The sequence below is a fragment of the Flavobacterium ammonificans genome (genome assembly GCF_020885975.1).
In the GTDB taxonomy this organism is placed as follows: Bacteria; Bacteroidota; Bacteroidia; order Flavobacteriales; family Flavobacteriaceae; genus Flavobacterium; species Flavobacterium ammonificans.
On the sequence record NZ_AP025183.1, the window covers coordinates 1,232,694 to 1,251,963 of the forward strand.

Below are 19,270 nucleotides of genomic sequence, written 5' to 3' on the forward strand. Positions count from 1 at the left end.
ATTGTTAATGTAAATAACAAGAAGAATGGGTTACACGTTCAAAGTACAACCGAAATAACTATTTAGTAAATGCTACACCTGAGGCGGTGGAGATACAATGTCAATTTGAAATTGCAATTGGTCTGATTCTTTGTAATTGAAAGATAAAGAATTAGATATAAGTTGTTTTGGAACTTTAAATTCGAAGAAAATTTTTGAAATCCAGTAATCAGTGGTGTCTTCTATATCAATATTAGTTAACTGATTATTGTCTGTAGAATTGTCGTTGCCCGAGTTGTTGTCAGCATCATGCATTGCAATTAAATTGAACGCAGACTCTTTCTCTAAAGAAATTTCAAAGGTAGTAAGACCCACCATAATTGCATAAATTGAAAATGCAATCAAGGAGAGTATTTTGCCTGTATTTGAAACTTTGTTTTTCATATTTGAGTGCAAATATATCTCAATACAATTCCTGAAATAATTTTTCAAAAAAATTTAATTTTTTTTTAACTATTTATTTTTGCTAAATGAAGCTTTTAAGGAGTTAAATGAATGATTTTAAAATAGTTAAATCTATAATTAAAATTATTTTTTTGCTTTTATACTAACAAATAGTTAACGTATTTATCTTTAGTATTGAATTGCCTAATTATTGAATTAGTTTATCTTTGCGTTTCAAAAAAAGTATAGAGTATGTTTAGTAATTTAAGCGAAAAATTAGATAAAGCCTTTCACGTATTAAAAGGACACGGAAAAATCACTGAGATTAATGTTGCGGAAACTTTGAAAGAAGTGCGTCGTGCGTTATTGGATGCCGATGTGAACTTTAAAATTGCCAAAGATTTTACTGCCAAAGTAAAAGACAAAGCGATGGGTCAAGATGTATTGACGACATTGCAACCAGGGCAATTGTTAGTGAAGTTGGTCAAAGACGAATTGACTGAATTGATGGGTGGCGATGTGGCTGGAATTAATCTTTCGGGAGCGCCAACGGTGATCTTGATGTCGGGTTTACAAGGTTCGGGAAAAACGACTTTCTCTGGAAAATTAGCTAATTATTTACAAACTAAAAAAGGAAAGAAACCACTTTTGGTGGCTTGTGATATTTACCGTCCAGCTGCGATTCAGCAATTGTATGTGGTAGGAGATTCGATTGGTGTTGAGGTGTACTCAGAACCAGAAAATAAAAATCCTGTTGAGATTGCACAAAACGCTATCAAACACGCTAAAGCCAATGGTTTTAACGTAGTGATTGTCGATACCGCTGGTCGTCTAGCAGTAGATGAGGAAATGATGAACGAAATTGAACGCGTTCATAAAGCGATTCAACCGCAAGAAACTTTGTTTGTTGTCGATTCGATGACTGGACAAGATGCGGTAAATACAGCTAAAACTTTCAACGACAGATTGAATTTTGACGGAGTTATCTTAACCAAATTAGATGGAGATACTCGTGGTGGAGCCGCGCTTTCTATTAAATCAGTAGTGAACAAGCCGATTAAGTTTGTGGGTACTGGCGAAAAAATGGAAGCGATTGATGTGTTCTATCCAGATCGTATGGCAGAACGTATCCTTGGAATGGGAGACGTTGTGTCTTTGGTAGAAAGAGCGCAAGAGCAATACAACGAAGAAGAAGCTCGAAAATTACAGAAGAAAATTGCGAAGAACGAATTTGGTTTTGACGATTTCTTGTCACAAATTCAACAAGTAAAGAAAATGGGTAATATGAAAGACTTGGTGGGAATGATACCAGGTGCTTCTAAAGCCATGAAAGATGTAGAGATTGAAGACGATGCTTTCAAACATATTGAAGCGATTATCCATTCGATGACGCCTATTGAAAGAAGCAAACCCGCTTTGATTGATATGAAACGTAAAACGAGAATTGCTAAAGGTTCTGGTACCAAAATCGAACAGGTGAATCAATTGATGAAACAGTTTGAGCAAATGAGTAAAATGATGAAAATGATGCAAGGCCCTGGAGGTAAAAACCTAATGAAAATGATGGGCGGAATGAAAGGAATGCCAGGTGGTATGCCGGGGATGAGATAATTAAAGGTTAAAAGGTTATAAGGTTATAAGGTTAAAAGGTTATAAGGTTATAAGGTTAAGAGATTAAAAGGTTAAAATTACAACACACTATTCAGGGTTTATTTTTTTAAGTTTAAACATATAAACTCCTAAACAACTAAACTATATATAATGCAACTACTAGACGGAAAAAAGACTTCGGAAGAAATCAAGCAAGAAATTGCAGCTGAGGTTCAAATAATGAAAGCCAAAGGCGAGAAAGTACCTCACTTAGCCGCAGTTTTGGTTGGGAATAACGGCGCTAGCTTGACTTATGTGGGCAGCAAAGTGCGTTCTTGTGAACAAATTGGTTTCGAATCGACTTTGGTGTCTTTGCCAGAAACGATTACCGAAAGCGAATTGTTAGCTAAGATTGCTGATTTGAACGAAGACGACAATTTGGACGGCTTTATTGTTCAGTTGCCTTTGCCAAAACACATCAACGAAGAAAAGATATTGATGGCGATTCACCCGGATAAAGATGTGGATGGTTTTCACCCAACGAATTTTGGTAAAATGGCTTTGGAAATGGAAACCTTTTTGCCAGCTACTCCGTTTGGAATCATGCAGTTGTTAGAACGTTACAAAGTGGAAACCGCAGGAAAACATACTGTCGTTATTGGAAGAAGTCATATTGTAGGACGTCCAATGAGTATTTTGATGAGTCGCAAAGGCTATCCTGGAGATTCAACGGTAACCTTAACTCACAGTAGAACCAAAAACATTGAAGAATATACTAAGAATGCCGATATTATTATCACTGCTTTAGGCGTGCCTAATTATTTAAAAGCGAATATGGTGAAAGACGGTGTTGTAGTTATTGACGTGGGTATTACTAGAGTAGAAGATGCTTCGCACCCAAAAGGCTATGTAATTACTGGTGACGTTGATTTTGATGAGGTAAGTAAAAAATCTTCTTTTATTACGCCAGTTCCTGGTGGAGTAGGACCTATGACTATTGCGATGTTGTTGAAAAACACGCTTTTGGCAAGACAAATTAGAGCTAGAAAATAAAAGAATATAGAATAAGCAAAAGAGGTTGTCTTAAAAGCTACATTTTTGTCATTCCGAATTTATTTCGGAATCTTTAAATATTGAAATCAAATATTTATAGAAACTGAAACAAGTTCAGTTTGACAAGTATAAAACTTTTATGACAACCTCTTTTTTAGTATTAGTTTCTTCTGAATTTAGAATCATCCCTTCTTGGAAATTCTATTTTTCGTCGGCTAGGTTCTGCTTTGGGCAAACTGGCTTCTTCGGTTTTACTGGAAGGTGCAATCAGTTGGTTTAATTCTTTGATCTCAGCATCGGTCAATTCGCGGTAGCGCCCCACAGGAACATCTAGCGAGATATTGATAATTCGGATGCGTTTCAAAGCGGTTACTTCGTAGCCTAAATATTCACACATTCTACGAATTTGGCGATTTAAACCTTGAGTTAAAATAATTTTGAAGGTGTATTTGCTAATTTGTTCCACCTTACATTTTCGGGTTACGGTTTCCAAAATAGGAACACCATTACCCATACGCTCTATAAAACGATCGGTTATGGGTCTATTTACAGTTACTGTATATTCTTTTTCGTGATTGTTTCTGGCACGCAATATTTTGTTGACAATATCACCGTCATTGGTCATAAAAATCAATCCTTCACTGGCTTTGTCTAAACGACCAATAGGAAAAATACGTTTGGGATAGTTGATGTAATCGACAATATTATCGCGAACGTCCAAATTAGTCGTACATTCAATACCAACCGGTTTATTGAAAGCCAAATAAATGGATTTCTCATTTTTCTCTACAATCAGTTTGCCGTCTATACGCACTTCGTCATCAGGAGACACTTTGGTACCCATTTCAGGAACAATTCCGTTAATGGTCACTCTTCCTTCTTCAATGAGCTTATCGGCTTCTCTGCGCGAGCAATAGCCGGTTTCTCCAATGAATTTATTAAGGCGTTTTAGATTTTCGTTTGTATTTTCCAAAGGATCAGTTGAATCTATAAATTACGTATACTAATTTTAAGCGTGGTCAAAGATACAAACTAGAAATGTTTTTAAACTAGGATTGTAGGTCAAAATAAAAAAGGTGCTTTATTCAAGCACCTTTAAAGTTTGGTTTAATTAAAATCCCAACGAATACCAAATGAGACATTATTTAATGGTACATGATTGATATCGGAATTCTTTTTAAACACTGGATTCAGATCGTATTTGAAATACAAACTTGTCGCGCGATAACCAATGTAAGTACTCAATCCATAATTGAAATCAGACACATTGAAATCTCCTTTTTGTTTGGTTTTTTCTGTATCTCCATCCACCTCAATGTGAAGTAATTGTTTGGATTTAATTCGAACCCCAGCATATCCACCAATTCCCAAACGAATTGATTCGTGTGTTCTAAAATAGGATGTAGTGCCGTCTTTCGAATATTTTTTTGGTGTAAAATCGAATTCTAAATGAAATGGTGCAACCAAATACACATTTCTTAATCGCGACTCTTCTAAATCAAAATTTGAAGTTGCTAAATAGGTTTGATTTCCACTCTTTACAAAATAACGATTGTCTGTAGGACGCAAATTATTATACATGACAGAGAAACCATATTTTGCATGAACTAAATTATGATTTTTGATTAGTCTACTGTTATAGGTAACTCCCCATTCATAAAAATGAGATCCCCAAACTCTAAAATCTGAATTTTCTATATCTTTTAGTTCCGGAATAGCATTGTTTAATCCCATAGCAAAAACAAATTGTGAGGTAGTCCTTTTGGATTTGCGTTCGATTTTATCTTGCTCACCTTTGTAAACCTTCATTGTAGTGAGATTAATTTCTGTTCTATTTTTTCCTATTGAATCATTTCGACTACTACCTAGAATAATTGTAGTCCCTCCTTTTTTTAGTTTTTCTTCCGAAACTGTAAATTTACCATCTACTTTATCTTGTACCAATTGTGCTAATTTAGCCTCTTCCATTGCTACTTTATTTTCAATATTTTTAGCGAATTCTTCTGCAATTTTCTGTTTAAGTTCTTTTCCTTTTTCTGCTGTGATTTTTCCTTCTTTAACTTGTAGGTCAATGGCTTCGACTTCAACTTTTAAGTTATTTTTTTCCTTATTGGTAATTAATTCAATATTTGAAGCAATTTCTTTTACTTGTTTTTCAAATGTTTTTTCTTGCGCTACTACTTTACTTAATAAGCTCACAATAAGTATAACAGTGTAAATTATAATTTTTTGCATGGTGATTTAATTTTTAATTAGTGTACGATTTTGATTTATTCGAAATTTCTGTTGGCAATGACTGACTTAATTCGGTTATAGTTTTTGTTTAATTTGTCTAGTGTAGTTTCGCGATACACACTGTCTAATTCTTTTTCAACGCCGGTAAGCAGTGTTGCGGCATTTATTTTTATTTTATTTTTTGAAACAGTATTTCTGGTAGGATTGGTTGTTTTTTGACCGGTCTCTATTTCATTTAAAAGTGCCTCAGGACTCATGTATTTGTATGTTGTTGGCGAAGTGGCTTTTGAATTAGTGACTATTTCTTGAGTAACTATTTTTTGAATGGGTTCCAATTCTTGGTTACTCTTTTCCTCAGAAATGATAGTTTTAGTATTGATTTTGTTTGACTCATTTTGAGTCAAAATCGGGAATGTTTTTTCGACTGCAATTGTTGCAATAGGTGTTGCTGTCACCGAATCATTTTTTGATTCCGCTACGGTTGCAACAGCAATTGAATCATCAATTTGAGTGGTGGATGTTGAGGTTGTAGTGTAGAGAATTCCTAATCCAAAAAATACTACTACTGCAGCGGCTATAGCCAGCCAGTTATAATTTGGTTTTGCCTTTTCATTCTCTGTACTGTTTAGCATCGCGTCTAATCGATCCCAGCTAGCTGCAGACGGCTGAATGGTTCTGTCATTCAATTTCTTTTTGATTTGATTCTCGATTTTATTTTGTTCCATTGAGTCTCTTTTTTAATTCAAATAGTTGGTGTTGTAACAACTTTCGTGCGTGCGATAATTGTGACTTTGATGTTCCTTCGCTTATTTTGAGCATTGTTGCTATTTCATGATGTTTAAATCCTTCAATAGCGTATAAATTGAATACCATTTTATAACCATCAGGTAAATTGTCAATTAAATATTGAATATCATCTATTGCAAAATCTTCCATTTCATATGAAGATTCCTTTTCGCTTACTATAAAGTCTTCATTATTTTGATGAACGATATGGTTTTTTTTTGCTCTTATAAAATCAATGCATTCATAAATCATAATGCGTCGAATCCAACCTTCAAAACTTCCTTTGTGTTCAAATTTTTTCAAATTGGAAAACACTTTCATGAAGCCAGTTAATAGAATGTCTTCTGCATGGTGAATGTCACTGATGTAATTTCTGCAAACGCCTAACATCTTTGGAGAAAATTGATCATAGATCTGTTTTTGAGCCTGCCGATTGTTAGCAATGGCTAAATCAATGATTTGTTTTTCTTCTTGATGTATTGGAATTACTTTCATTTACAATTTTCTAAATTATAATTCGATTTATAAATTAGTTGTTATAGTAATAGACGAGTGTGGATGAGAAAAGGTTGTATGCGATCCACTATTTTTATTTTAAAAAGTAAAAATATTGAAAAAAAGTACGGGTTTATTGTAAGAGGTAGGCGGATATTTTTTTGTAGACTTCTTTGTTTTGTAAACTATGTCCCAATCCTTTTGTGGTTTCTAGAACAGACGTTTTCCAATACTGATTCGTTTTTTTACTTTCTTCATACAATACTACGGTATCGTCTAAGTCATGAAATAAAAGTCCTTTAGCTGTCACGGAATGGGCGTAATGCTGTGCTGAAAAATCTGCGACTTTAACTTGGAAACGCTCCCAATAATGTTGGTGAATCAATTTTTCCATTCGGCTATTCAATCGCAATAAGCGTACATAATTTTTAAAAATAATGGCATAATCGGATGGAGCACCTAAAAGCACCATTTTTTCTACAGTTGGATTATTGTAGGTCGCTTGGTAATACAAACTTGCTTTTCCGCCAATAGAGTGTCCAATGATATAATTAGGGCTGTATTTTTTGGCTACACAATCAATACTGGCTGCATAGCGTATCACATTAAATTCTTTTCCTTCTGATAATCCGTGAGCGGGTGCGTCTATTGCAATAATGGTGTGTCCCGTTTCAATGAGATGCGGTAGTAATTTTTTCCAACGCATAGTATTGCTTTCCCAACCGTGTAAAAGAAAAATGATTTTTTCATCTCCGTCCCAACGGTAGGTTTGGAACTGCAAACCGTGATTGTCAAAAGTTTCTTTTTTGGCTTCGGCCAAAAAGGGTGGAAGTTGGTTGCTATTTAGTTTTCCTTTTCGAGGATGACTAAAAAGAGAGAAAGCCAGCAGTGTTGCTTTTTTGGGAGCAATAAAACACAATAGGTTAATATAAGCTCCGTAGGATTTGGTAGTAATGAAGAAAAGAAATTGCTTCATAATAAAAAAGTCCCGATTTGCATCGGGACTTCAAGTAGTTAAAATTTAGAAAATAATTTTTCCATTTTTTCTCTTTCCTCCTCGGCTAACGTACTGTCAACCAAAATTCTTCCAGAGTGCTCATCAGTGATGATTTTCTTTCTAGCAGCAATTTCCACTTGTGTTTGTGGTGGAATTGTAAAGAAAGATCCTGCAGATGCTCCTCTTTCGATAGAAACTACAGCTAATCCATTACGAACGCTGCTTCTGATTCTTTTGTAAGCAGTTAACAAACGCTCTTCGATTTGTGCTTCATACTCTGCTGATTTTTGAGAAAGAAATTCTTCTTCTTTCTGAGTTTCAGCCATAATAGCATCCAATTCTGATTTTTTATGTTTCAAGTGAGTTGATTTTGATTCTAATTTTTCTTTAGAATTTGCAATCACCTCTTTTTTGTGTTCAATAGAAGCTTTCATTTCTTTGATTTGCTTTTCAGCCAATTGAATTTCTAATTCTTGAAATTCAACTTCTTTAGTCAAAGAGTTGTATTCTCTGTTGTTACGAACACTCTCTTGTTGTTTTGTATATTTTTTGATAGCCTCTTTGTGCTCGTCAATAGCATTTTTCTTTACTTTGATTTGCTCTTCGATAACTTCAAGTTCGCTTTTTAATTTTTCTGAACGAGTGCTTAAACCAGCTACTTCATCTTCTAAATCTTCTACCTCTAAAGGAAGTTCCCCTCTTACGTTTCTGATTTCGTCAATTCTTGAGTCAATAAGTTGTAAATCGTATATTGCTCTTAACTTGTCTTCGACACTTAATTCTTTTTTAGTCGCCATATTTTATAAGTACTTAACTGGATTTGTATTTTCTTCTGAAAAAATGATGGCAAAATTAAGGATTTTTTTTCTAAGAAAGTCAACAATATAATTTTTTGTATACCGTTCGCTTTCAAAATGTCCAATATCTGCCAAAAGTAATTGGTTTTCTGCCTCATAGAACTGATGGTATTTCAAATCAGCGGTTAAAAAAGCATCGGCTCCAGCTCGGATTGCATTTTTGATGGCAAAACTTCCAGCGCCTCCTAAAACAGCTACTTTTTGTATGGGTTTATCAAGAAACTGCGAATGGCGGATGCCGCCTGCTTGCATTTTTTCTTTTACCATTCCCAAGAATTCTTTTTCGCACATTGGTGTTTGCAATTCGCCAATCATTCCTAAGCCAATATTTTGATGTTGGTTTTTGAGATCGTAAATCTCGTAAGCTACTTCTTCGTAGATATGCGTTTGAAACAAGGTTTTCAAAATTCTACTTTCTAGGTGCTTTTCAAACGTAACTTCGATTTTGATTTCGTCAGCTTGAACGAATTCAAAGCGTTCTCCAATTTCAGGATTGCTATGTTCGTTGCCTTTATAGGTTCCAGTCCCTTTCGAGTTAAAGCTGCAGTTGTCATAATTACCAATACTTCCAGCTCCTGCATGGAATAAGGCATTGCGAACTGCTTCTGCATTTTCAGGAACAGTGTAGGTGACTAATTTGCGGATGAAATTCTCTTTTGGGATGAGGATTTTGGTGTTTTTTAGCCCTAAAGCATCACAAAATATTTTGTTGACTCCTTCAGGATGATTGTCCAAAGCGGTATGAACAGCATAAATGGCAATGTCGTTTTTGATGGCTTTAAGAATTGCGCGCTCTACATAAGTTGTTCCGGTAATTTTCTTCAAACCTGAAAATAGAATCGGGTGAAAGCAAACCACCAAATTGCAATTTTTGGTAATGGCTTCGTCAATTACACTTTCTAAAGCATCGTGACATACTAAAATTCCAGTAGCGTCATTTTCTGGATTGCCTACTAAGAGCCCCACATTATCAAAGTCTTCGGCATAGGCTAAAGGGGCCATTGCTTCGAGTACAGGGAATATTTCTTTTATTTTCATTTAATTCATCTTAACGTAATTTAACAATAGCTTATCTTTTTATTGTGAGTTTTATTTTCGTCGAATGGTATTTTTGACTACCTATAAACCAAAAAAATGAAATTAAAAATAGCTTTTTTGTTCTTGTTTTTTCAAATTGGTTTTTCGCAATCCGAAAAAACGATTAAAGGTACAGTTTTATCGGATAATTTCCCAATGGCAAAAGTAGATGTCGTAAATTTTAATTCCAAAAAAAGTACCCTTACTGATACTGAAGGCAAGTTTGTTCTAACTGGTAAACTTGGGGAAATTCTAATTTTTATTGCTAAGGGATACGATTTAAAACGTGTTGTAATTGATGCGGATATGATGCTAAAGCAAGATAATTTAGTAGTTTTAGTAAAGAAGCCGGAAGAGTTGCAAGAAGTTCTGATTGTCAAAACGCCCTCCATTCACTTGAGTAAAGATAAAAAATTTGAGCAGGATAAACTGGATGATATAGCTATGGATAAGCTACAAAAAACGCTTAAAAATCCTGGGGTTTATGACGGACAAACTGCAGGGATAGATTTTTTTAAAATTGCCAATATGATTGGTAAACTGTTTTCCAAGGAGAAAGAAATTGTTAAAGTAGAATCACCTCCAATAGTATTTAAAGACCTAATAAAAAATAATTTTAAACCTGATTTTTATACTAAAACCTTGCATTTGAAAGAGGATGAAGTCGCTCTTTTTCTTGAATTTTGCGATGTCGATCCCAAAGCTAGATTGCTAGAGAAAAGTAATAATCAATTAATGCTTTTGGACTTTTTGCATCAAAAGAGAGATGAGTTTAAAAAAATATAAGTTGGCTGTAGTGTGCTTATTTTTCTGTTTTTTATGAAATTAAAAGGTACGGCTATTTTTGTATATTTGTAATTCAAAAAATCAATACTTATGACTACATTAACCATTAAAATCAACGAACGCACTAAGGCAGGTAAAGCCTTTATGGCGATGTCTGAATCTTTTTTTAAAGGGGTAAAAGGAATTGAAATTATTGAAACGGATTCTAATAAAATTGAGGAAAGTCCCTATGATCCTGAATTTGTTGCAATGGTAAAAAAAGCTCAAAAAAGTAAAAATAGAACAATAGTAGATCCGAATGATATATGGGGAAGTTTAGGGTTGAAATAACAGATTTAGCAAAGAAGCAAATTGCTAAACATTTAAAGTCTGGCAATCAGTCTAGTATCAAAAAAATAGCAATAATTTTAAATGAATTATCTGAAACTCCTTATTCGGGAGTTGGTAAACCCGAAGCTTTAAAATCCAATTTATCTGGCTTTTGGTCAAGACAAATCAACCCAAAAGACCGATTAATTTATACTGTTAATGATGATTTGGTTGTTGTAGATGTTATTTCTGCAATGGGTCATTATTCTGATAAATAAATGCTATGAATCTTCTCCGAAAAATACTATTCCCTTTCGCTATTCTGTATGGTTTCATTACAAGTATTCGCAATTTTTTGTTTGACAAAGGCATCTTTGCTTCCTATTCGTTTGACCTTCCTGTTATCGTTGTAGGGAATTTGAGCGTGGGTGGAACAGGCAAAACACCGCAGATAGAGTATCTGATTCGTTTACTTTCTGAACGTTACGCTGTAGCGACTTTAAGCCGAGGGTATAAAAGAAAGTCGAAAGGTTTTGTTTTGGCGAATGCCAATGCTACCGCTGAAAATTTAGGAGACGAACCCTATCAATTTTACCAAAAATTCCCATCGATCCAAGTAGCGGTAGACGCCGATAGAAAGAATGGGATTGAACAATTATTGACTCAAGAGAAGAAGCCTCAAGTTATTTTATTGGATGATGCTTTTCAACACCGCAAAGTCAAGGCGGGTTTTTATATTTTGTTGACGGCTTATGATGATGTATTTGTGGATGACTTTCTATTGCCAACCGGTAATTTAAGAGAATCAAGAAGTGGCGCTCAAAGAGCAGATATGATTGTAGTAACCAAATGTCCTACAACACTTTCTGAGACAGAACAAAGTCAAATTAAGCAAAGAATAAAATCATATTCGGATGCTCCGGTTTATTTTAGCACGATTGCTTTTGATGAAAATGTACAATCTAGTATTGCATCTGTTCCAGTGGCAACTATTCAGCAATCGGCTTGTGTACTTCTGGCAGGAATTGCAAAACCAGCTTCGTTTTTTAATTATTTGACAAACTCAGCATCTATTTGTTTGACCTATCCAGATCATCATCATTTTACGGAAACTGATATCCAACAAATTAAACAACAAGCAGGAGAGAAGATGATTGTAACTACCGAAAAAGATTATATTCGTTTGAAAGACTCTATCCTAAAAGAGCAATTGTATTATTTGCCTATTCGAACTTCGTTACTAGTTGGTTCAAACGAATTTGATGCCTCGGTATTGGACTATTTGAAGCAATAGATTAAGCTTTCAGATTGTTGGAGTATAAAATCAAATCAATCAATCGAGACGAGTAGCCAATTTCATTGTCATACCAACCCACTACTTTTACCATTTTGTCAATTACAGAGGTCAATTGAGCGTCAAAAATACAGGAATGTGTATTGCCAATTACATCCACTGAAACGATTGAGTCTTCGGTGTACGCTAAAATTCCATTTAGATTGGTTTCGGCAGCTGTTTTAAAAGCGGTATTGATTTCTTCAATCGTAACTGCTCGTTTGACATTGAAAGTAATATCCGTTAAAGATCCGTCAGGAACGGGAACTCGAATGCCACAACCTCCCATTTTATTTTCTAAATGCGTAAAGATTTTTGTCAGTGCTTTGGCTGCTCCAGTTGTTGTAGGAACTATAGATTGACTTGCACCTCTTGCACGTCTTAAATCTTTATGAGGTTGGTCGTGTAAGCTTTGGTCGGTAGTAAACGAGTGAATGGTGGTGATGTAGGCTTGTTCAATGCCACACAATTGGTCAATGATTTGAATCATTGGTGCCGCATTGTTAGTCGTACAGCTCGCGTTAGAAATGATAGTTTCGCTTCCGTCTAGTATTGATTCATTTACTCCTAATACTACTGTTTTGATACTATCCACTTCAGAAGGTGCCGATAGAATTACTTTTTTGGCTCCAGCCAAAATATGCGAATTCAGTTCTTCGAAAGTTTTATATTTTCCAGTCGATTCAATGACATAGTCAATGTGAAGACTTTTCCAATCCAAATTAGTAATGCTTTTTTCGTGGAAGAAAGGAATGTGCTTCCCATCTACTATAATCCCGTTTGTATCAGAGCTGACTTCAAAGGGTAATACGCCATGAATACTATCGTATTTTACCAGATGCGCCATGGTCTTTGTATCGGCAATGTCATTAATAGCAACCACTTCTATTTGGGGATGGTTGAGGAGCAATCGAAAAAGATTTCGACCAATTCTTCCAAAACCATTGATGGCAATTCGTATTTTCAAAATAGGAAAATTAAAGAATGTGTTTTTGTGCCTTGTAAGACGAACGCACTAGAGCCCCGCTTTCTACGTGACGGAAACCCAATTCCAATCCGTATTTTTCGTATTTCTCGAATTGCTCTGGTGTGATGTATTCTTTAACAGGTAAGTGTTTTTTACTAGGCTGTAAATATTGACCGATAGTTACTACATCTACATTGGCAGCGCGTAAATCACGAAGTGTTTGCATCACTTCTTCCTCTTCTTCGCCTAAACCTAGCATTATACCCGATTTGGTTCTGTTGATTCCTTTTTCTTTTAAATAACGCAATACTTCCATACTACGATCGTATTTGGCTTGTATGCGCACTTCACGAGTTAGTCGACGTACGGTTTCAATATTATGCGAAACTACTTCAGGATTGGCTTCTACGATACGATCTATATTTCTTTCGATACCTTGAAAATCTGGAATTAAGGTTTCTAAGGTTGTGTTCGGATTCATTCTGCGAATTGCTTTTACAGTTTCTATCCAAATGATAGATCCGCCATCTTTTAAATCATCACGGTCTACACTGGTAATCACGGCATGTTTGATGTTCATGATTTTGATAGAACGCGCAACTTTTTCGGGTTCGTCCCAATCAACTGTTTCTGGACGGCCTGTTTTTACTCCACAAAAACCACAAGAACGGGTACAAATATTCCCTAAAATCATAAAGGTTGCAGTACCTTCTCCCCAGCATTCGCCCATATTAGGGCAACTTCCAGAAGTACAAATTGTGTTCAAGCTGTATTTGTCAACTAATCCTCTTAACTCCGTGTATTTTTTACCAATAGGCAATTTTACACGCAACCATTTTGGCTTAGCTGTTGGTAATTTATTTTCTAAAACAGTTTCCATAACATCAAATTTCTTTTGCAAATATAAGTAATGTATTGAAGTAGATAGACGAAAATTTTGGATTAACAATAGTTAAATAAAATCAAACTAACCTTTGGATCCTTTTTGAATGATTTCGGCTAATAATTTTTTAGCTCTCAAAATTTTGATTTTCACATTGCTCAACGGTTCGTCAATTTTGAGGGCTATTTCTTGATAACTCATTTCTTGAAAATACCGCATTTGAATGACTTCCTGATAGTGTGGTTTCAATTCTTTAATGAATTTCAATAATTGTGAAAGGTTTTGTTCTGTGATTATTTTGTCCTCTACAGAAGGCGTCATGTCGGCTACATTGTGAGCTTTCTGGTCTTCGTCATCCGTAATTTCGATAAACAGACTTGATTTTCGTTTACGCAATAAATCGACATGACCGTTTTTAGCAATGGCTATCAGCCAGGTATTGAACTTAAATTCGTTATTGTAGGAGCTAATTTTGTTAAATGCCTTAGAGAAGGTTTCGATGGTGATGTCCTCGGCATCCGTTTCGTTTTCGGTACGCACCAACATAAAACCATAGACTTCATTCCAATAATAATCCAATAGAAAAGTGAAGGCAGTTTGATCGCCTAGTTTTGCTTTTTCTATTTGTTGGTTTATTTCCACTGGATTGGTTTTGAGAATAAATTGGTAAAATACGCATTCACTTGTGTAAAGATAAGTACAATTTCAACAATAGGGAACCACCATTTAATATCATTCTCTTTTAGTTTTCCAGCTGAAAATCCGACAACGATCCAAGCAATCAAATAGCGTCCCAAGAAAATACTTAAAACAATAATCCATTCAAACTGAAATGCAAATAAAATAGCCGCCGTTATTATAAATAATAATTGTGAGCCATAAAATAATCCTAGTTTAAATTGATCAGCTGACTTAAAGTAGTCTGCGGTAGCAATTTGTCTTCTCTTTTGGTTGAAAAAAGCCGAAAAGGTAGTTTTTGGTTTAGAAACAGAAAAACTTTCAGGAGTAAAAGCAATGGTTGTGTTTTTACCGTTAGCAGCTTGATTAATGAATAATTCATCGTCTCCTGTGCGAATTTGCATATGGTCGATAAAACCATTTACATTGAAAAATTCTTCTCTTTTGTACGCCATATTTCGACCTAGTCCCATATAAGGGAATCCTAATTTTGCCCAAGAAAAATATTGAATGGTGTTCAATACATTTTCAAAACGAATAATTTTATTTAAGAATGAGTTAGCAATTTTTTCATATTTACCATAACCTAAAACAATCGTTTTTTGCATGGTGAATTGCGAACTCATAGCCGTAATCCAATCTTTTGATGTTGGGTAACAATCGGCATCAGTAAAAAGAAGGTATTCCTTTTTAGCTGCTTTGATTCCTAATGTCAAGGCGTATTTTTTATTCCCCCAAAAGGCTTCGTTGTTCTCTACTTTTACTAATCGAACATTAGGATATTGTTTTTCAAATTGTTCGAAAATCTCCAATGTATTATCGCCTGATGCATCGTCTATCAAAACGATTTCAAAATCAGGATAATTTTGTTCGGCTAAAAGCGGAATGTACTTCACTACATTTTCTTCTTCATTTTTAGCACATACAATTACCGAAATAGGAATTCTTTTGGGTGTAATTTGTTGTGCTTTTGCAAAAGCAAATTGCCCAAAAACACCTAGATAGTATGCCAATTGAATTACGGCTAGTCCAATAAAAATGTATAAAAGTATAAGCATGGGGAAATTGTCTTTTTAAATCGTGTGCAAATGTAGGAATACAAAAACGAATTTGAAATGAATAGGAGGCAATTTTTTATGCCTTTCATTCATTTTAAATTACAAGATAAGAGGGAGTAATTGTATTAAATCACATTTACTTCAGCCTCAATGCGAATTCCGAAAGTTTTAAAAACAGTTTCTTGAATATCTTTTGAAACGGCCAATATTTCTTGACCAGTAGCATTTCCATAATTCACCAAGACCAAAGCTTGATTTTTGTGTACTCCGGCATCGCCAAAACGTTTGCCTTTGAAACCTGCTTGTTCAATTAACCAACCTGCAGGAACTTTCACTTCGGTAGTAGAAACTTCAAAGTATTTCATTTCAGGAAATCGTTGGTGAATTTTCTCAAAATCTGATTTGGGTACAATAGGATTTTTAAAGAAACTGCCACTATTTCCTAATTCTTTAGGATCGGGTAATTTACTTTGACGAATTGCAATAACAGCATTACTTACGTCTTTCAGACTTGGATTTTGTATGTTGTTTTTCTCTAATTCGCCTAAAATATCACCATAGGAAGTGTTTATTTTATGATTGCGTTTGGTTAATTTAAAAACTACTGAAGTGATGATGTATTGGTCTTTGACTTCGTTTTTGAAAATGCTTTCTCGGTAACCAAAACGACATTCCTCATTTTGAAACGTTCTTAGTTCTTGATTGGCTATTGAAATGGCTTGACAAGAAATAAAGTGATCTTTGATTTCGGCACCATAAGCGCCAATATTTTGCACTGGTGTAGTTCCTACATTACCCGGAATTAGGGACATATTTTCTAAGCCACCAAAATTTTGATCAATGGTCCAAAGTACAAATTCGTGCCAGTTTTCACCTGCCTGACTTTCTACCCATACAAAATCGTCATTTTCATCAATGATTTTTTTGCCCTTTAAATCAATATGAATCACCAAAGCATTTATATCTTGAGTGAGAAGCATATTGCTTCCACCACCTAAAATAAATTTTTTCTCCGTTGGATTTTCAACTAAAACAGTTTTCAATTCATCTAACGAATGTACCGCGATGAATTGCTTTGCTTTGGCTTCAATGCCAAAAGTATTGTAGTTTTTTAGAGAAAAATTAGAGTGTAGCGTCATAGAATAAAATGCTTTTTAAAGCTCAAAAGTAAGAATTAAAATTCGTCGGTAGTTAGCGCTCGATTGATAAATTCGTTTAAAGGTCGTAAGGCAATTAATTTTTGAGACATATTTTGTACGAAATCTTTTTTCAAGACTTCGGAGAAATCAAAATGTTGAGTGCTTTCAAAACTTTTCAATTTTAAAAAATCAATAGCGGGATGGTCTTTTTCATAACCTCGAGGCGGATTTTTCAAAACATTCGTTTCGTTTCGATCGAAATCTTTAAACTCTTTTTTGAAGTTTTTCTCTTGTAGGATGGCTTCCAAATCATCATAGAAAAAAGCAATTTCTTTTCGGATTTTCTTCAAATCTTCGGCTTCAGGACAATACAATCCGCCAGCGATAAAGCTTTTATCTTTTTCAATATGAATGTAATAACCGGAACGGTTGTTTCCCTTAGCTCCGGATGACATCCAAACACTTAAGTGGGTTTTGTATGGCGTTTTGTCTTTTGAAAAACGAATATCACGATTGATTCTAAAAGTGCAATTTTTAATTTCAAGTAATTCTAACGACGGATCAAGTGGTTTCATCGCGTCCAAAAATGACCCAACGAGTTGGTGGTAATCTTTCTTAAAAAGCTCGTAACGCTTTTTGTTATTCAAGAACCAATCCCGATTATTATTCGCTTTTAAATCAGCTAGAAATTGCAAACTGTCTTTAGTAATCATACTGTCGTTTATAATTGTTTTTTCAAATCAGCTTCACTAATGTATCCAGAATGCTGCCATTTGATTTGTTTATTTTCGTACAATAAAAGTGTAGGTAATTCACTAATTTTCATTTCTGAAAGTAAACTTTTGTTTTTATCAGCATCCAAACGAATAATAACCACTTGATCTGCCATTTCTTTTTCCATTTTCAACAAATAAGGGGTCATTTTTTTGCAAGGCGCACACCATTCGGCATAAAAATCTATTAATACTTTTTTGTCAGAGTTTAGTAAATCAGCATATTCTTTTTGAGAAATTCCAATTTTCTTTGAAGCAGGTTTTGATAATCCAGCTGCTTCCCATTTTAAGAATCCACCTTCTAGTTGAACAATTTCCGTAAAACCAAGTTCGGATAATTTTTCTACAGCTTGCTGACTTCTTCCACCAATTTTACAGTATACATAAACGGGTTTTGATTTGTCTAAGCTGGTAGTTTTTGAAGTAAAATCAGAACCTAGCCAGTTGATGTTTTGAGCATTATCAATATGATCAGCGGCAAATTCTTCTGGAGTTCTTACATCAAGTATTTGAGGATTTGTAGTAGTCTGGATCAATTTAGAAAAAGCCATCGCATCTACATTTTTAATATTTTTTGAAGATTGTCCGTTACAAGAAACAATAACAAAAGATAATACAATCAATAAATAAGAGGTGAATGATTTCATTGTTTAATAGGGTATAAATTAGATTACAAAAGTACTGTTTTTTTAAATTGTATCTTTAATTCAACACCATTTACAAACTAAAAATTTTATAAGATTGATGTGTTGATTTTACAATGGTTTCTGTTCGTTCTGAATGCGTATCAGAAATAAAAAGCTGTCCAAAAGTATCGCTATTGACCATTTCAACTATTTTGGCTACGCGACTTTCGTCCAATTTGTCAAAGATATCATCGAAAAGTAGTAATGGTTTTACGCCACTTTGTTTTTTTAAGAATTCAAACTGGGCTAATTTTAAAGCAATAAGAAATGATTTTTGTTGGCCTTGTGAACCAAATTTCTTTATAGGATACGAGTCGATTTCAAACGATAAATCGTCTTTGTGAATTCCGACACTAGTGTATTGTAAAGCTCTATCTTTGTTAATGTTCTCTTGTAAAAGTGTTTCCAAATCATTTTCGAATAAATGACTTTCATACACCAATTGAACGGTTTCTTGAGAATCAGTTATCGCTTGGTGGTGCTTATTAAAAATCGGGATAAATTCCTGAATAAACGATTTTCTTTTTTCAAAAAGCGACTGAGCAAATCCATTCAATTGTTCGTTGTAAATTGACAAGGTATCCTTTTCGAAAACTTGATTTAAAGCAAAATACTTCAATAATGCATTTCGCTGACTGAGTACTTTTTGATACTGAATGAGTTGCTGTAAATAATGAGAATCCAGTTGCGAAATGACGCTATCCATAAATTTGCGACGCGTTTCGCTTCCTTCAATAATTAAATCTCTGTCGGCTGGCGAAATAATTACTAACGGAACAAAGCCAATATGGTCTGAAAATTTATCGTAAACTTTGCCGTTGCGTTTTAGGATTTTTTTTTGTCCTTTTTTTAGACTGCAAACAATTTGTTCGGCTCTATTTTCTTTTTCTAGCTCAGCATCGATTACAAAAAACTCTTCTCCGTGTTTGATATTCTGCACTGCAAGAGGGTTAAAATAACTCTTTCCATAGGATAAATGGTAAATTGCATCGAGTACATTGGTTTTACCAATTCCGTTTTTTCCCACAAAACAATTGATTTTGGAGTCAAACTCGAAATTAGCTTCAGCAAAGTTTTTATAATTGAATAATGAAATCTTTTTTAAATACATTTTGTCTCGCTGGAATGAAGAATAGCGTTTTATT

At 34.5% G+C, this 19,270-nt stretch carries 22 protein-coding genes; 6 read left to right on the forward strand and 16 right to left on the reverse strand.

Features of this window, described 5'->3' with window-relative positions:
• Nucleotides 1-72: 72 nt before the first annotated feature.
• On the reverse strand, nt 73-423 hold the full coding sequence (locus LPC23_RS05475) for a hypothetical protein (RefSeq protein ID WP_229328714.1): 351 nt from the start codon (nt 421-423) through the stop codon (nt 73-75).
• Nucleotides 424-675: 252 nt separating this feature from the next.
• On the opposite strand from LPC23_RS05475, the gene ffh reads away from it, so the two are divergent.
• Nucleotides 676-2,034, forward strand: a complete 1,359-nt coding sequence (gene ffh, locus LPC23_RS05480; RefSeq protein WP_229323383.1) for a signal recognition particle protein — start codon at nt 676-678, stop codon at nt 2,032-2,034.
• 150 nt (nt 2,035-2,184) lie between these two features.
• The gene (locus LPC23_RS05485) at nt 2,185-3,066 is read left to right on the forward strand and encodes a bifunctional 5,10-methylenetetrahydrofolate dehydrogenase/5,10-methenyltetrahydrofolate cyclohydrolase (protein WP_229328717.1); all 882 of its coding nucleotides are present in this window, start codon (nt 2,185-2,187) and stop codon (nt 3,064-3,066) included.
• Between the two features lie 160 nt (nt 3,067-3,226).
• Here the strand turns inward: LPC23_RS05485 and rluF are convergent, their stop codons facing one another.
• The 7 genes from rluF to LPC23_RS05520 all read right to left on the reverse strand — a co-directional run bounded on the left by rluF (nt 3,227) and on the right by LPC23_RS05520 (nt 9,474).
• On the reverse strand, nt 3,227-4,039 hold the full coding sequence (gene rluF, locus LPC23_RS05490) for a 23S rRNA pseudouridine(2604) synthase RluF (RefSeq protein WP_229328718.1): 813 nt from the start codon (nt 4,037-4,039) through the stop codon (nt 3,227-3,229).
• 134 nt (nt 4,040-4,173) lie between these two features.
• Entirely contained in the window at nt 4,174-5,301 is a 1,128-nt protein-coding gene (locus tag LPC23_RS05495) for a hypothetical protein (protein WP_229328720.1), read from the reverse strand.
• Between the two features lie 35 nt (nt 5,302-5,336).
• The gene (locus tag LPC23_RS05500) at nt 5,337-6,026 is read right to left on the reverse strand and encodes a hypothetical protein (RefSeq protein WP_229328722.1); all 690 of its coding nucleotides are present in this window, start codon (nt 6,024-6,026) and stop codon (nt 5,337-5,339) included.
• Nucleotides 6,013-6,582, reverse strand: a complete 570-nt coding sequence (locus tag LPC23_RS05505; RefSeq protein ID WP_229323394.1) for an RNA polymerase sigma factor — start codon at nt 6,580-6,582, stop codon at nt 6,013-6,015. The genes LPC23_RS05500 and LPC23_RS05505 overlap by 14 nt, the downstream gene beginning before the upstream one ends.
• 133 nt (nt 6,583-6,715) lie before the next feature.
• Nucleotides 6,716-7,558: an alpha/beta hydrolase gene (locus LPC23_RS05510; protein ID WP_229328724.1), complete on the reverse strand. Its 843-nt coding sequence runs from the start codon at nt 7,556-7,558 to the stop codon at nt 6,716-6,718.
• Between the two features lie 38 nt (nt 7,559-7,596).
• Complete coding sequence (locus LPC23_RS05515; protein ID WP_229323398.1) at nt 7,597-8,376, reverse strand: zinc ribbon domain-containing protein; 780 nt, start codon at nt 8,374-8,376, stop codon at nt 7,597-7,599.
• 3 nt (nt 8,377-8,379) lie between these two features.
• Nucleotides 8,380-9,474 (reverse strand): Nif3-like dinuclear metal center hexameric protein, encoded by a 1,095-nt coding sequence (locus LPC23_RS05520; protein WP_229328726.1) that lies wholly within the window; start codon nt 9,472-9,474, stop codon nt 8,380-8,382.
• 96 nt (nt 9,475-9,570) lie between these two features.
• Here LPC23_RS05520 and LPC23_RS05525 point away from each other — a divergent pair, with 96 nt between their 5' ends.
• The 4 genes from LPC23_RS05525 (at nt 9,571) to lpxK (ending at nt 11,902) form a co-directional block, all read left to right on the forward strand.
• A complete protein-coding gene (locus tag LPC23_RS05525; protein WP_229328728.1) occupies nt 9,571-10,299 on the forward strand; it encodes a peptidase associated/transthyretin-like domain-containing protein in 729 nt (242 codons plus the stop codon).
• 90 nt (nt 10,300-10,389) lie between these two features.
• Entirely contained in the window at nt 10,390-10,629 is a 240-nt protein-coding gene (locus LPC23_RS05530) for a DUF2683 family protein (RefSeq protein ID WP_229323404.1), read from the forward strand.
• Nucleotides 10,605-10,886 (forward strand): Txe/YoeB family addiction module toxin, encoded by a 282-nt coding sequence (locus LPC23_RS05535; RefSeq protein WP_229323406.1) that lies wholly within the window; start codon nt 10,605-10,607, stop codon nt 10,884-10,886. The genes LPC23_RS05530 and LPC23_RS05535 overlap by 25 nt, the downstream gene beginning before the upstream one ends.
• Before the next feature lie 5 nt (nt 10,887-10,891).
• On the forward strand, nt 10,892-11,902 hold the full coding sequence (lpxK, locus tag LPC23_RS05540) for a tetraacyldisaccharide 4'-kinase (protein WP_229328730.1): 1,011 nt from the start codon (nt 10,892-10,894) through the stop codon (nt 11,900-11,902).
• 1 nt (nt 11,903) lies between these two features.
• On the opposite strand, the gene gap is transcribed toward lpxK, so the two are convergent.
• The 8 genes from gap to recF all read right to left on the reverse strand — a co-directional run bounded on the left by gap (nt 11,904) and on the right by recF (nt 19,236).
• On the reverse strand, nt 11,904-12,908 hold the full coding sequence (gene gap, locus LPC23_RS05545) for a type I glyceraldehyde-3-phosphate dehydrogenase (protein WP_229328733.1): 1,005 nt from the start codon (nt 12,906-12,908) through the stop codon (nt 11,904-11,906).
• 10 nt (nt 12,909-12,918) lie between these two features.
• Nucleotides 12,919-13,788 (reverse strand): lipoyl synthase, encoded by an 870-nt coding sequence (lipA, locus tag LPC23_RS05550; RefSeq protein WP_229327134.1) that lies wholly within the window; start codon nt 13,786-13,788, stop codon nt 12,919-12,921.
• Between the two features lie 87 nt (nt 13,789-13,875).
• Nucleotides 13,876-14,433, reverse strand: coding sequence for an RNA polymerase sigma factor (locus tag LPC23_RS05555; protein WP_229328736.1), 558 nt, complete (start codon nt 14,431-14,433; stop codon nt 13,876-13,878).
• A complete protein-coding gene (locus LPC23_RS05560) occupies nt 14,424-15,527 on the reverse strand; it encodes a glycosyltransferase (RefSeq protein ID WP_229328738.1) in 1,104 nt (367 codons plus the stop codon). Before LPC23_RS05560 ends, LPC23_RS05555 begins: the two co-directional genes overlap by 10 nt.
• Nucleotides 15,528-15,652: 125 nt before the next feature.
• Entirely contained in the window at nt 15,653-16,666 is a 1,014-nt protein-coding gene (murB, locus tag LPC23_RS05565) for a UDP-N-acetylmuramate dehydrogenase (protein ID WP_229328739.1), read from the reverse strand.
• 35 nt (nt 16,667-16,701) lie between these two features.
• Nucleotides 16,702-17,379, reverse strand: a complete 678-nt coding sequence (locus LPC23_RS05570; RefSeq protein ID WP_229323418.1) for a DUF2461 domain-containing protein — start codon at nt 17,377-17,379, stop codon at nt 16,702-16,704.
• A gap of 8 nt (nt 17,380-17,387) precedes the next feature.
• On the reverse strand, nt 17,388-18,086 hold the full coding sequence (locus LPC23_RS05575) for a thioredoxin domain-containing protein (protein ID WP_229328740.1): 699 nt from the start codon (nt 18,084-18,086) through the stop codon (nt 17,388-17,390).
• 70 nt (nt 18,087-18,156) lie between these two features.
• Nucleotides 18,157-19,236, reverse strand: coding sequence for a DNA replication/repair protein RecF (gene recF, locus LPC23_RS05580; RefSeq protein ID WP_229328741.1), 1,080 nt, complete (start codon nt 19,234-19,236; stop codon nt 18,157-18,159).
• Nucleotides 19,237-19,270: the final 34 nt, after the last annotated feature.

What these genes read in the sequence shown, in the direction of transcription:
- LPC23_RS05475 (WP_229328714.1), bottom strand. Translation starts at nt 423, where the DNA reads ATGAAAAACAAAGTTTCAAATACAGGCAAAATACTCTCCTTGATTGCA.
- ffh (WP_229323383.1), top strand. Translation starts at nt 676, where the DNA reads ATGTTTAGTAATTTAAGCGAAAAATTAGATAAAGCCTTTCACGTATTA.
- LPC23_RS05485 (WP_229328717.1), top strand. Translation starts at nt 2,185, where the DNA reads ATGCAACTACTAGACGGAAAAAAGACTTCGGAAGAAATCAAGCAAGAA.
- LPC23_RS05495 (WP_229328720.1), bottom strand. Translation starts at nt 5,301, where the DNA reads ATGCAAAAAATTATAATTTACACTGTTATACTTATTGTGAGCTTATTA.
- LPC23_RS05500 (WP_229328722.1), bottom strand. Translation starts at nt 6,026, where the DNA reads ATGGAACAAAATAAAATCGAGAATCAAATCAAAAAGAAATTGAATGAC.
- LPC23_RS05505 (WP_229323394.1), bottom strand. Translation starts at nt 6,582, where the DNA reads ATGAAAGTAATTCCAATACATCAAGAAGAAAAACAAATCATTGATTTA.
- LPC23_RS05510 (WP_229328724.1), bottom strand. Translation starts at nt 7,558, where the DNA reads ATGAAGCAATTTCTTTTCTTCATTACTACCAAATCCTACGGAGCTTAT.
- LPC23_RS05515 (WP_229323398.1), bottom strand. Translation starts at nt 8,376, where the DNA reads ATGGCGACTAAAAAAGAATTAAGTGTCGAAGACAAGTTAAGAGCAATA.
- LPC23_RS05520 (WP_229328726.1), bottom strand. Translation starts at nt 9,474, where the DNA reads ATGAAAATAAAAGAAATATTCCCTGTACTCGAAGCAATGGCCCCTTTA.
- LPC23_RS05525 (WP_229328728.1), top strand. Translation starts at nt 9,571, where the DNA reads ATGAAATTAAAAATAGCTTTTTTGTTCTTGTTTTTTCAAATTGGTTTT.
- LPC23_RS05530 (WP_229323404.1), top strand. Translation starts at nt 10,390, where the DNA reads ATGACTACATTAACCATTAAAATCAACGAACGCACTAAGGCAGGTAAA.
- LPC23_RS05535 (WP_229323406.1), top strand. Translation starts at nt 10,605, where the DNA reads ATGGGGAAGTTTAGGGTTGAAATAACAGATTTAGCAAAGAAGCAAATT.
- lpxK (WP_229328730.1), top strand. Translation starts at nt 10,892, where the DNA reads ATGAATCTTCTCCGAAAAATACTATTCCCTTTCGCTATTCTGTATGGT.
- lipA (WP_229327134.1), bottom strand. Translation starts at nt 13,788, where the DNA reads ATGGAAACTGTTTTAGAAAATAAATTACCAACAGCTAAGCCAAAATGG.
- LPC23_RS05560 (WP_229328738.1), bottom strand. Translation starts at nt 15,527, where the DNA reads ATGCTTATACTTTTATACATTTTTATTGGACTAGCCGTAATTCAATTG.
- murB (WP_229328739.1), bottom strand. Translation starts at nt 16,666, where the DNA reads ATGACGCTACACTCTAATTTTTCTCTAAAAAACTACAATACTTTTGGC.
- LPC23_RS05570 (WP_229323418.1), bottom strand. Translation starts at nt 17,379, where the DNA reads ATGATTACTAAAGACAGTTTGCAATTTCTAGCTGATTTAAAAGCGAAT.
- LPC23_RS05575 (WP_229328740.1), bottom strand. Translation starts at nt 18,086, where the DNA reads ATGAAATCATTCACCTCTTATTTATTGATTGTATTATCTTTTGTTATT.
- recF (WP_229328741.1), bottom strand. Translation starts at nt 19,236, where the DNA reads ATGTATTTAAAAAAGATTTCATTATTCAATTATAAAAACTTTGCTGAA.